The organism is Romboutsia sp. 13368, from assembly GCF_018336475.1.
Taxonomy (GTDB): domain Bacteria; phylum Bacillota; class Clostridia; order Peptostreptococcales; family Peptostreptococcaceae; genus Romboutsia.
In genome coordinates, this window is the sequence record NZ_CP048741.1 from 1,842,299 (window position 1) to 1,854,731 (window position 12,433).

At 27.1% G+C, this 12,433-nt stretch carries 12 protein-coding genes; all 12 read right to left on the reverse strand.

From position 1 onward, the window contains the following. Positions 1-91: 91 nt before the first annotated feature. The 12 genes from ylqF to rnc all read right to left on the reverse strand — a co-directional run bounded on the left by ylqF (position 92) and on the right by rnc (position 12,281). On the reverse strand, positions 92-1,003 hold the full coding sequence (gene ylqF / locus G3997_RS07515; RefSeq protein WP_330616124.1) for a ribosome biogenesis GTPase YlqF: 912 nt from the start codon (positions 1,001-1,003) through the stop codon (positions 92-94). Positions 1,004-1,216: 213 nt separating this feature from the next. Then, the gene (gene rplS / locus G3997_RS07520; protein WP_296649477.1) at positions 1,217-1,561 is read right to left on the reverse strand and encodes a 50S ribosomal protein L19; all 345 of its coding nucleotides are present in this window, start codon (positions 1,559-1,561) and stop codon (positions 1,217-1,219) included. A 105-nt stretch (positions 1,562-1,666) separates the two neighbouring features. Then, entirely contained in the window at positions 1,667-2,359 is a 693-nt protein-coding gene (trmD, locus tag G3997_RS07525; protein WP_296645041.1) for a tRNA (guanosine(37)-N1)-methyltransferase TrmD, read from the reverse strand. An 8-nt stretch (positions 2,360-2,367) separates the two neighbouring features. Next, on the reverse strand, positions 2,368-2,880 hold the full coding sequence (gene rimM / locus G3997_RS07530) for a ribosome maturation factor RimM (RefSeq protein ID WP_296645043.1): 513 nt from the start codon (positions 2,878-2,880) through the stop codon (positions 2,368-2,370). 123 nt (positions 2,881-3,003) lie between these two features. Then, entirely contained in the window at positions 3,004-3,231 is a 228-nt protein-coding gene (locus tag G3997_RS07535) for a KH domain-containing protein (RefSeq protein ID WP_296645044.1), read from the reverse strand. Between the two features lie 27 nt (positions 3,232-3,258). After that, positions 3,259-3,525 (reverse strand): 30S ribosomal protein S16, encoded by a 267-nt coding sequence (rpsP, locus tag G3997_RS07540; RefSeq protein ID WP_071119726.1) that lies wholly within the window; start codon positions 3,523-3,525, stop codon positions 3,259-3,261. Between the two features lie 38 nt (positions 3,526-3,563). After that, entirely contained in the window at positions 3,564-4,916 is a 1,353-nt protein-coding gene (gene ffh, locus G3997_RS07545) for a signal recognition particle protein (protein ID WP_296645046.1), read from the reverse strand. Next, positions 4,913-5,281, reverse strand: a complete 369-nt coding sequence (gene ylxM, locus G3997_RS07550; RefSeq protein ID WP_296645049.1) for a YlxM family DNA-binding protein — start codon at positions 5,279-5,281, stop codon at positions 4,913-4,915. The genes ffh and ylxM overlap by 4 nt, the downstream gene beginning before the upstream one ends. 96 nt (positions 5,282-5,377) lie before the next feature. Next, entirely contained in the window at positions 5,378-6,790 is a 1,413-nt protein-coding gene (gene ftsY, locus G3997_RS07555; protein ID WP_296645052.1) for a signal recognition particle-docking protein FtsY, read from the reverse strand. 100 nt (positions 6,791-6,890) lie between these two features. Further along, positions 6,891-10,445 carry a chromosome segregation protein SMC gene (gene smc, locus G3997_RS07560; RefSeq protein ID WP_442971272.1) on the reverse strand — a complete coding sequence of 1,185 codons (3,555 nt, stop codon included), beginning with the start codon at positions 10,443-10,445 and terminating at the stop codon, positions 6,891-6,893. A gap of 26 nt (positions 10,446-10,471) precedes the next feature. Then, positions 10,472-11,542, reverse strand: coding sequence for an elongator complex protein 3 (locus G3997_RS07565; RefSeq protein WP_296645058.1), 1,071 nt, complete (start codon positions 11,540-11,542; stop codon positions 10,472-10,474). Between the two features lie 34 nt (positions 11,543-11,576). Next, a complete protein-coding gene (rnc, locus tag G3997_RS07570; protein ID WP_296645060.1) occupies positions 11,577-12,281 on the reverse strand; it encodes a ribonuclease III in 705 nt (234 codons plus the stop codon). Positions 12,282-12,433: the final 152 nt, after the last annotated feature.

The following is a 12,433-nucleotide window of genomic DNA, read 5'->3' on the forward strand; positions in this document are numbered from 1 at the left end:
ACTTATTTGTAAATTATATTATCTCTTATGTAGTAATAAATAATAATAAAAAAATCACTCAATTAATGAGTGATTTTTTTATTATTATTTATTATTTATAATCTTCAGGAACTTCTAAAGTTATTTTCCCTATTTTTCCATCTCTAAATTCATTTAAAACTGTTGTAGCTATACGAGTATAATCAAGTTCTTTATTACCCATTATAAAGCCTCTTTTGCGTCCTATCATATCCATAGTTTCTATGTCTCTATCACCTAGTTCTTCTAGCTTATATCTTGCCTTCAGTTTCTCAGGTTCAATTTCCATAAGCTTACCTATAAGTCTAAGAGCTAAAGTTTCAACATCTAATATTTCATCTTTTATAGCCCTACAGAATGCTAAGTTAAGTGCAACTTCTTGGTCTTCAAATTTAGGCCAAAGTATACCTGGTGTATCAAGCAGTTCTAAGTTTCCTTTTAATCTTACCCATTGCTTACCTTTAGTTACACCTGGTCTATCTCCTGTAACAGTACTTTTTCTACCTGTTAATTTATTTATTATAGATGATTTTCCTACATTAGGTATCCCAACTATCATTATTCTTATAGGTCTTTCTTTTCTACCTTTTTCTTTTAATGCATCCATTTTATCTTTGACTGCATTTTTACATTCATCTATTAATTTATTTAATCCTACACCTTTTAATGTATCAACTGGTATAGCTTTTATTCCACGGTCTTTATAGTATTTTATCCATTTATCTAATTTAGCTCTATCTGATAAATCACATTTATTTAATATAACAACTCTTGGTTTATTACCAGCTAAATTATCTATATCCGGATTCCTACTACTAAATGGTATTCTAGAATCTAGAAGTTCTACAACAACGTCAACTAGCTTTAAGTTATTTCTAACTAAATCTCTAGTCTTCTTCATATGACCTGGATACCAGTTTATATGTAAATTATCATCTCTTAGATAATCATCATAGTTTTCTCCCATTCTGTCTCCTCTTGCCATGATTATCACTCCTTTATGCAAATTATCGCTCTTTTTATTTTAACTTTTCTATTATACCATAATATTTATTTTTATGCTTATTTTATATTCATCTTATAAAAAACATATTATGATAACATCTATAAACTAAATACACTATTTATATATTTTACTTAGTTTTAAAATGAAAAAGGACTGATTAAAATCAGTCCTTTAATTTATAGTAAAGTTTAATTATCTAGCTTCTTTTATCTTAGCAGCTTTACCTACTCTACCTCTTAAGTAGTTTAGTTTAGCTCTTCTTACTTTACCTTTTCTAGTTACTTCTATCTTTTCTATTCTTGGAGAATGTACTGGGAAAGTTCTTTCTACACCAACGTTGAAAGATATTTTTCTAACTGTGAAAGTTTCTTGTATTCCTCCACCTTGTCTCTTAAGAACAACACCTTCGAATACTTGTATTCTTTCTCTCTTACCTTCAACTATTTTAACGTGTACCTTTACTGTGTCCCCAGGTCCAAAGTTAGGAACTTCGTTCTTTAATTGTTCTTGTCCTAATGCTCTTACTAATTCGTTCATTATTCTTCCTCCTAGTATCATAGACATTCTTAATTACCTCCTACGTGTAAAAAGAGGAATGCCCGTTTATTTTTTCAACATCTAAAATTATACTATATATATTATTTATTTACAAGCTTTTTTATACAAATCTGGTCTTCTTTCTTTGGTAATTTTTATCGATTCTTCATGTCTCCATTTATCAATATTTTTATGATTTCCAGATAGTAAAACATTTGGAACTTCTAGATTCATAAACTCTCTAGGTCTAGTATAGTGTGGATATTCTAATAAATTATCTTTAAAAGATTCTTCCTCAAATGACTCATTTTGACCTAAAACTCCAGGTATAAGCCTTGATATAGAGTCTATAAGTATAAGTGCAGGAAGCTCTCCACCTGTTAATACATAATCTCCTATAGATATTTCATCTGTTACTATTAAATCTATTATTCTCTGGTCTATACCTTCATAATGCCCACATAAGAATATTACGTCATCTAATTTTGAAAAATCTTGTGCAATTCCTTGATTATGAACCCTACCTTTAGGAGTTAAGTATACAACTCTAGGCTCTTTTATATTATGTTTTTCTACTATATGTTTATATGTGTCATATATAGGCTGTGGAGTCATTACCATACCTGCTCCACCACCAAATGGATAATCATCTACTTTTTTATGTTTATTAGTAGAAAAATCTCTTATATTATATATATTTACTTCTATTAGGTTTTTCTCTACAGCTTTTTTCATTATACTTTCATTCATATATGAATTAAATATCTCTGGAAAAAGTGTCATTATATGAAATCTCATAATATCACCTAATCTAACATTCCCTTAATAGGGTCTATTATCATTTTTCTTTCATTTATATCTATAGTAGGTACAAACTTAGTTATAGCAGGTATTAAATATTCTTTTCCTTCATTACTTTTTATAACATATACATCATTAGCTGCATATTGTAATACATCTTTTAATGTTCCTATATGATTATTATCTAATGTGTATACATCTATACCTATCATATCAGCTATAAAGAATTCACCTTCTTCTAATTCTCTACTATCTTCTCTTGATACAAACATAAATTTATTTCTTAACTTTTCAGCATCTTCAACTCTATCAACATCTTTTATTTTCATTATTACCATGTTGCCTTTATATCTAACTCTTTCAACTTTCCACTTAGTTTCTAAATCTTTACCTAAGTAGAATTCTTCTAAGTCATCAAATCTATATATATCATCAGTAAAAGGATAAACTCTAACTTCACCTTTTAATCCTTGAGTATTTACTATTTGTCCTATTTTAAAATGTGTTAGCTTTTCCATTAATATATCTCCTTATGTTAAGCATGTTTGTGCATTTCTTTCATAATTATATTATTAAATTTATTTAATATAATTATGTGTTTTGATTATATACAAAAAGGATTAGGCATATACCTAATCCTTTTATACTATCTCAAGAGAAACTTTTACTTTTTCTCTATTTGCAGCAGATCTTACGACAGTTCTTATAGCTTTAGCTATTCTGCCCTGCTTTCCGATAACCTTTCCCATGTCGTCTTGAGAAACAGTAAGTTTTAAAATGATTTCATCATTTTTTCTACTTTCCTCAACTACAACTGCATCAGGATTATCAACTAGAGCTTTAGCTATATCTAACACTAGCTCTTTCATATAATCATCTCTCCTAATTAAAAATTATTATTTCTTAGAAGCTTCGAATTTTTCCATTACACCGTTGTTAACTAATAAAGTTTTTACAGTATCAGTTGGTTGAGCACCATTTGATAACCATTTAACAGCTTTTTCATCGTTTATTTTAACTTGCTTTGGTTGAGAAACTGGGTTGTAGTATCCTATTTCTTCTATGAATTTTCCATCTCTTGGAGATCTTGAATCAGCAACTACTATTCTGTAGAAAGGCTTCTTGTTTGATCCCATTCTTTTTAATCTTATTTTAACTGCCATAATAGCACCTCCGAATAATTTTTTGTCTGTTTTTTTATTTATTTAAAGAAAGGAAGTCCGGGAAAACCGCCCCTTTTCTTCATACTTTTTTGAGATCCTGTAAACAACTTCATCATTTTCTTCATTTCATTGAATTGTTTTATAAGTCTGTTTACATCTTGTACACTTGTACCACTACCTCTAGCTATTCTTTTCTTTCTAGAAGCATTTAATATACTTGGGTCTCTTCTTTCCTCTAATGTCATAGATTGAACAATAGCTTTTGTTCTTTTCATTTCTTTGCCATTTAAATCTACATCTCCAAGTTGGTCTTTTATATTCCCCATACCTGGTATCATTCCTAAGATTTTATCTAGAGGACCCATATTTTGAATTTGTTCCATTTGCTCTAAGAAATCTTCAAAATCAAGATCTTGTTTCTTAATTTTTTGTTCTAATTCCTTAGCTTTATCTAAATCTATAGATTCTTGAGCTTTTTCTATTAAACTTAAGATATCTCCCATACCTAGTATTCTAGATGCCATTCTATCTGGATGGAATGGTTCTAAATCATCTAGCTTTTCACCCATACCTATAAACTTTATAGGCTTTTGAGTTACAGCTCTTATAGAAAGTGCAGCTCCACCTCTAGTATCTCCATCTAGTTTTGTAAGTATAACTCCATCTACTCCAAGTGCATCATTGAAACTTTCTGCAACATTTACAGCATCTTGTCCTGTCATAGAGTCAACTACTAGAAGAATTTCATGTGGTTTAACTTCAGATTTTATAGACTTTAATTCATCCATTAGAGTCTCATCTATATGAAGTCTACCAGCTGTATCTATTATAACTAAATCATTATTATTTTTTATAGCATGACTTAGTCCTGCTTTAGCTATATTTATTGGGCTTTCTTTATCACCCATATTAAATACTGGTATATCTAATTTTTCTCCAACAACTTGTAATTGTTTTATCGCTGCTGGTCTATATATATCACAGGCAACAAGAAGTGGTCTTTTGCCTTGTTTCTTAAAGTAACCTCCAAGTTTTCCTGATGTCGTAGTTTTACCAGCCCCTTGAAGACCAACCATCATTATTATTGTTGGTGGCTTAGGAGATATAGTAATTTTACTAGATACATCACCCATTAAACTTGTCAATTCTTCATTAACTATTTTTATTACATGTTGTCCAGGAGTTAAGCTACTCATAACATCTTGTCCAACACATCTCTCTTGAACTTTCTTTACAAAATCTTTAACTACTTTGAAGTTAACGTCTGCTTCTAAAAGAGCAAGTTTAACTTCTCTCATAGCATCTTTGACATCCTTTTCAGTAAGCTTACCTTTAGATTTTAACTTACCAAGTGCTCCTTGTAGTTTATCAGATAATCCTTCAAATATCATTTCAACATCTCCCTACATATATCTTCTATATTTTCTATCTTAGGGATTAAATTAGCACAATCTCTATTTTGCAATAAATCTTGCTTAATGTCAACAATTTTATCTATTATAGTTTTAGTGATTTTTTCTTGTTCTTGAATCTTTTCTACTAAATGTAATTTTTTTTCATAATCCTTTAGTATTTTTTCAGAACGCTTTAATGTATCATATACACCTTGTCTAGATACATTTAAATTTTCGCTAATTTCACCTAGAGAATAATCCTCTTCATAATATAAGCAAACTATTTCTCTTTGTTTATCAGTTAATAGTTCTTTGTATTGTTCAAATAACAATCCAATCTCAACCATTTTTTCTATATTCATAATCACACTTCCATGATTCATACTGTAAAGGTTATTTACTTTACACATTGTATTTTATATCATATAGACTTTATTGTCAACATTTTATTTTAATTACTAATTACTCCCAAATAGTGCATCTGAAAAAGCTTTTGCATCAAAATCTTGTAAGTCTTCTACCTTTTCTCCAACACCTATTAGCTTAACTGGAACATCTACTTCACTTTTAACTGCAAGAACAACTCCACCCTTTGCTGTTCCATCAAGCTTAGTTAAAACTATTCCTGTAATATCAGCTACTTCTTTAAATGTTTTAGCCTGCACTACTGCATTTTGTCCTGTAGTTGCATCAACTACTAATAGTACTTCTTTATTAGCTTCTGGGAACTCTCTATCTACTATCTTAAATACTTTCCCTAATTCGTTCATAAGATTTGCTTTATTATGTAATCTACCTGCTGTATCACATATTAGCAGATCAACCTTTCTAGCTTTGGCAGCCTTTATAGCATCAAATACAACTGCTCCAGGATCTGCTCCCTCTTGATGCTTTATTATATCAACATTACTTCTTCCTGCCCATACTTCTAATTGTTCTATTGCAGCAGCTCTAAATGTATCTCCTGCTGCTAATAATACTTTTTTACCTTCTTGTTTATATCTATTAGCAAGTTTACCTATTGTAGTTGTTTTTCCTACACCATTTACACCTACCATAAGTATTATAGTTGGAGATTTTTCTACGTTTAAGTTAGAGTTTTCATTAGTTAATATTTCTTCTATTATATTCTTTAATTCTTCTTTAACACCTTGTGGCTCTGTTATTTTATTATCTTTTATTTTTTCTCTTAGTCTATCGATTATATCCATCGTAGTATTTACACCAACGTCAGCTGTTATTAATATTTCTTCTAATTCTTCTAATAATTCTTCATCTACTTTTGTATATGATTTTAATACATCATCTATTCTATCTGTGATACCTTGCTTAGCTTTTGTTAATCCTTGCTTTAATCTTTCAAATAAATTAACTTTTTTCTTAGGTTCTTCTATTTCATTATTTTCTTCTACTGTATTTTCAACGGATGAATTTTCCTCTTCATCTACATTTAGTTCATCAACTTCATTAGAAGATATTATATCATCTAATTTTTCTACATCTTGATTTTCTATTTCTTCTTTAATATCCTCTTCAACTTTATCTTCTTGCTTGTTCATATTTTCTAAAGACATAGCAGTTTCTTTTGTATCTTTATCTTCGTATACTTCATCTACATGTAACTCTTCTATAGTAGTTTCTTCTACTACTTCATTATGTACATTTTCATTTTCATCGTTAGAATTCTCTTCATCTATTTCTTCAGATGTATTTTCTTGTAGTTGCTGATTTTCATTTGTTTCTACTTTTTCATTTTCTTTTGATGTATCTTTATTATTTGCTTCATTTATTACTTCTTGTTCATTCACAACTTCATTAGATTGCACTTCTTCTTGATTTTTTTTACCAAATTTGAATAACTTTTTTAACACTTATATTCCTCCTAAAATTAATTTTATAGATAATATACACTTTTAATTCACTTATTTTTTAAGGTAAGTAGCTAATTATTAGCTACTTGCCTTAACTTTATTATATAGCATCTATAATTTCTTCTGCTTCATCAAGTTTTAAACTTAAAACCTTTGATATGGCTTTTTCTTGCATTGTTACTCCATATATATAATTTGCAGCTTCCATAGTTCCCCTTCTATGCGTAACAGATATAAACTGTGTTTCTTTAGATAATTCCTTTAGGAATTCTCCAAATCTAAATATATTTGCATCATCTAGTGGAGCTTCTATCTCATCTAGTATACAGAATGGAGTTGGTTTTGCAAGTATTATAGAGAATAATATACTTATAGCTGTAAGTGCTTTTTCTCCACCTGATAGTAGATTTAAGTTTTTCATTTTCTTACCTGGTGGTTGAGCTGTTATCTCTATATCACTTTCTAGTATATTATTTTTATCTATTATTTTTAATTCTCCATGACCACCACCAAATAGTCTTTTATATACAAACTTGAAGTTTTCATTTATTTCATTGAAATTAATTTCAAATTCTTTTTTCATATTTTCTTCTAATTCATATATAAGTTTTTCAATTACTTCTATAGATTCTTCTAGATCTTTCTTTTGTTCACTATAGAAATCATGGCGCTCTTTTATATTTTCATATTCTTTTATAGAGTCTAAATTTACATTTCCAAGATTTCTTATTTCTCTTCTTAAATTTTCAAGATATTTTTTATCTATTTCAAGATTATCAGATTTTATATTTATAGCTTCTTCTAGAGTTATTTCATATTTTTCAAATAAACTTTTTATCTGATCTTCTCTATTAGACTTTAATCTTTCTATCTTACTCTCTACTTTAAATAAACTTTCTTTTAGGTGCATATATTGTCTATCTATATTCTTTAGTTCTTTATTTAAATTATCTAAATTTTCCTTCAAGCTGTCTTTTGATAATTTTTTAGTTTCTAAACTTCTAGCATTATCTACTAATTGTTTATCTAAACTTATTTTTTCAGTTTCTTCTATGATTATCTCTTCTTCTAACTTAGCAGTTTCTATTGTTTTTTCCTCTAAAGATTTTTCTATTTGTATAAATTTATTTTCAAGTTGTTTATTTTCATTCTCTATTCTTTGTATATCTCTAGTTAAACCTTCTTGGATTTGATTTTGTTTTACTAAATTTAAGTTTAAATTATCAAATATAACTTTTTTACCATCGTATACTATATTACACTCTTTTAATTCACTAGTAAGATTTTCTATTTCAAGCTTATTTTCATTATGCTTTTTATCTATTGATGTTATCTCATCTTTTATTAAATCAGTTTTTTCTAATGTATATTCTAAATTAGATCCTAAACCATTTTTTTCATTTTCTAATTTTTTTATATTTTCTTGTAAAGATTTTATTTCATCTTTAAACTTATTAATTTCTACACTTTCAATTATAAGTTCTTTATCAAGATTAGCTATGTTTTTGCTATTTTCAGTTAAACTTGCTTGTAAAGTTTTTATATTTGTATCTAATTTATTCTTTCTTTTGTGCAGTGTATCTATTTCTATATTTAAAGATTTTATTTTTTCAGTATACTCATTTATAAGTCTTTTTCTAGATAATATATTCCCACTTGTTCTTAAACTTCCTCCAGTTAAAGAACCACCTGGATTTAATATTTCTCCATCTAAAGTTACAACTTTAAATTTATGATTATTTTCTTTAGCAAATTTTATAGCATTATCTATATTATCTATTATTATAGTTCTTCCAAGTATATTTTCAATTATATTTCTATACTTACTATCATATTTAATTAAATCACTAGCAATTCCTATAAAACTATTACCTTGTTTTATATTTCTATCATCTATTTTATTTGATTTAATTATATTCATAGGTAAAAATGTTACCCTACCTAAATTATTTTTCTTTAAGTAGTTTATAGCAAACTTAGCACTAGATTCATTATCTGTTATTATATTTTGCATATATGCACCTAATGCAGCTTCAATACTCTTCTCAAATTTAGAAGGAACCTCTATAACTTGTCCTAAAGCTCCTTGTATTCCTTGTAAACTTTTATTTTTAAGAACTTCTTTTACCCCTTTATTAAACCCTTCATAATGATTTTCCATTTCAACATATATATTAAGTTTAGAATTATAGTCACTTAAACTAAATTTATTTCTTTGAATACATTTTTCAATATCATTAACTTCATTAGTTAAATTATTTAAATCATTATTTGATTTATTTTTATAAGTTTTCAAGTCATCCATAGATTTATTTTTTGATTCTAAAGTTTTTAATTTACTAGAAATTTTTTCATTAGCTTGAGATATTTTATTTTGTATTTCTATTATATCTAAATCTATAGTATCTTTTCTTATATTTATATTTTCGGTATTTGCATTTAAAGTTGATAGTTTATTACTAGCTTCTTGCTTATTATTTAAAAGATTTATTATTTCATCTTTTAAATTTTCTATTTTTTGATTTATATTTTCTATCTTTTCTTTGCTATCTTTATTATCAGTTTCAATAGACTTTATATCTACTTTAAGATTACATATACTTTCTTCATTTTTATTTTTTTGAATTACTAATTCTTCTAAATTAGTTTTATCATTTTTTAATTTATCTTTTATATAAATAAGTTCTTCTTTATTTCTTTCTATATCACTTTTACAGTTTCTTATTTTTTCATTTATTAAGTTTACCTGTGCATCCTTTTGAGATATTACAGATTTTATCGTATTTATATATTCTTGAGACTTATTTATATTTTCGTCTATATTTTCTATTTCTTTATTAGTTTCTTCAAGATTTTTTTCTATTGTATCTTTTTGTTTTTGAACTTCAGTAGATTGATTTCCTAATAATTCACTATGTTTATTTAATTCATCTAATTCTACATCTAATTCTTCCACTTCTTTTATACAAGAATTAACTTCTAATGATTTTAATTTTTCACTAAGCTCTAAATACTTTACAGCTTTTTCTTGTTGTAAATGTAATGGTTTAAGCTGATTTTCTATTTCTATATATATATCATCTATTCTTTCTAAATTTTCTTTAGTATGCTTTAGATTTCTTTCAGCTTCTTGTTTTTTATATCTAAACTTAGATATACCACAAGCTTCATCAAATACCTTTCTCCTATTTACAGGATTATTGCTAAGAATCTCATCAACTTTACCTTGTTCTATAATTGAATATCCATCCTTACCTATACCTGTATCTAATAATATTTCCTTTATATCTTTTAGCCTACAACTTTTGTTGTTTAAGAAAAATTCGCTTTCTCCATTTCTGTAAGCTCTTCTTTTTATTGTTATTTCACTAAATCCTAAATCTAACTTATTATCACAATTATCTACAGTTATAGCTACTTCACAGTAATTCATTGCTTTTTTAGTCTCTGTTCCTACAAATATTACATCCTCTAACTTATCACCCCTAAGACTTTTAGCACTTTGTTCTCCTAAAACCCACCTAACAGCATCTGATATATTACTTTTACCACTTCCATTAGGTCCTACTATAGCAGTTATTCCCTCATTAAAAACTATCTCTGTTTTTGTAGGAAATGACTTAAATCCTTTTATTTCTAGCCTTTTTAAATACAACGTCATCTCTCCCTTCAAAGATAAAACTAAAGGTTATATATTTTGTATAAATTCTCATAAATATCATTCATACTTATTTTTATTTCTATTTTATCATCTAATATTATTTCTAATGTATTTATATCTATATTTGATTCTTTAGTCTTTAATACTATATTTAACTGACTTTTCATATAATTAGCATTACTTTTTTTATTACCTATTATCTTAGATACATTCTTTTTATTTGTTTTTACAATCATATTACTTTTAACCTTATTTTCTATAACAATAGATTTTAAGTAATCTTTAATCATTTCAGATTCAACTAATTCTCTAAAAGCTGGATGATAAGGTCCATCAAGTATAGCTTTCCCAAGTTGTATATCATCTGTTGCTTGAAGCCCTACTCTAATTACATTTATATTATTAACATAAAATAAAGCTAAAAGTTTTTTTACTATTTGTACACTTTCTTCTAGTGTAAATGGACTATATTGTTTTGCATTTAATAAATTTTCAAGACCTGTCTCTTTTACTACTAAAGTAGGATATATCCTTACACAATCCGGTTTCATTTCTATAAACTTTCTTGCTGTTTCTATACATTTTCTTTCTGCATCTGATGGAAGTCCTACCATCATTTGAAGTCCTAATTGAATTCCGTATTCTTTTATTAGCTTTGCACTCTTAAATACTTCTTCTGCATGATGTCCTCTTATACTATCTCTAAGTACGTCTTCATCTAAAGACTGAACACCTAATTCTATTATACTTACTCTATATTCTTTTAACATAGTTAATATATCTTCATCTATACAATCTGGTCTAGTAGACATTCTTATATCGTTTACTAATCCCTTATCTACATACTCTTTAGCTACAGATAGTAAGCTCTTTTGTATATCAACATCTATAGCAGTAAAACTTCCACCGAAAAATGCAATTTCTACACTAGCATCTTTATCTATAGTCGTTAAATATTCATCTACGATATTTCTTACATCTTCACTAGTTATATCTGTACTAACTCCTGTTATCTTCTTTTGGTTACAAAAAATACAATCATGTGGACAACCTCTATGTGGAACAAATATAGGTATTATTCTCTTTTTCATTTTCATCATCCTTTGCTATTAAATTTAGTCAAGTTTAATTTATCATACTATCTAAGGCTTTTCTTGCTGCAACTTGTTCTGCTTCTTTTTTACTCTTACCTTCTCCAAAGCCTAATATCTTATTATCTATTCCTACTTGCATAACAAATTTCTTATTGTGGTCTGGGCCTTTTTCATCTATTAGCTTATACCATATATTAACTTCGCCTTTACTTTGTAAAACCTCTTGAAGATGTGTTTTATAATCCCTAAATATTTTTCCTTTTCTTGAATTTATAATTATATCTTTCATATAAGTTAATATAAACTTAGCAGATTGTCTAAGACCGCCATCTAAATAAATTGCAGCTATTACTGCTTCAAATGCATCTGCAAGTATAGATATTCTTTCTCTTCCACCAGTAGCTTCTTCACCTTTTCCAAGTAACATAAATTGGCCTAATTTTATATTTTTAGCAACTTCACTTAGAGATTCCTCACATACTATATTCGCTCTTAATTTAGTAAGTTCTCCTTCTGGTAACTCCTTCTCTTTTTTATATAAATAATCACTTATAACTATACTAAGAACAGAGTCTCCTAAAAATTCTAATCTCTCATTAAAATTATAATTTTTATTTTCATTAGAATATGAACTATGAGTAAGTGCTTCTAGTATATATTCTTTATTATTAAATTTATATCCGATAATATCTTCAAATTGATCTATATTTTCTAATATGTTTTTATTTAATTGCATTATGATACCTCCGATTTAACTTTCCCTAGCTTATAGTGTACTATTTTTCTAAAACTATTGCAAAATAAAATTAGATTTAACATCTCTATTATAAAAWTTATATAAATAAAAAWATGAGAAGAGAAATAAAAAAAAAACATCCTAGAAAATAA

Bases quoted from the DNA above. Each gene is read 5' to 3' on its own strand.
- ylqF (WP_330616124.1), bottom strand. From the start codon at position 1,003: ATGGCAAGAGGAGACAGAATGGGAGAAAACTATGATGATTATCTAAGA.
- rplS (WP_296649477.1), bottom strand. From the start codon at position 1,561: ATGAACGAATTAGTAAGAGCATTAGGACAAGAACAATTAAAGAACGAA.
- trmD (WP_296645041.1), bottom strand. From the start codon at position 2,359: ATGAGATTTCATATAATGACACTTTTTCCAGAGATATTTAATTCATAT.
- rimM (WP_296645043.1), bottom strand. From the start codon at position 2,880: ATGGAAAAGCTAACACATTTTAAAATAGGACAAATAGTAAATACTCAA.
- G3997_RS07535 (WP_296645044.1), bottom strand. From the start codon at position 3,231: ATGAAAGAGCTAGTGTTAGATATAGCTAAAGCTCTAGTTGATAATCCT.
- rpsP (WP_071119726.1), bottom strand. From the start codon at position 3,525: ATGGCAGTTAAAATAAGATTAAAAAGAATGGGATCAAACAAGAAGCCT.
- ffh (WP_296645046.1), bottom strand. From the start codon at position 4,916: ATGATATTTGAAGGATTATCTGATAAACTACAAGGAGCACTTGGTAAG.
- ylxM (WP_296645049.1), bottom strand. From the start codon at position 5,281: ATGAATATAGAAAAAATGGTTGAGATTGGATTGTTATTTGAACAATAC.
- G3997_RS07565 (WP_296645058.1), bottom strand. From the start codon at position 11,542: ATGAAAAAGAGAATAATACCTATATTTGTTCCACATAGAGGTTGTCCA.
- rnc (WP_296645060.1), bottom strand. From the start codon at position 12,281: ATGCAATTAAATAAAAACATATTAGAAAATATAGATCAATTTGAAGAT.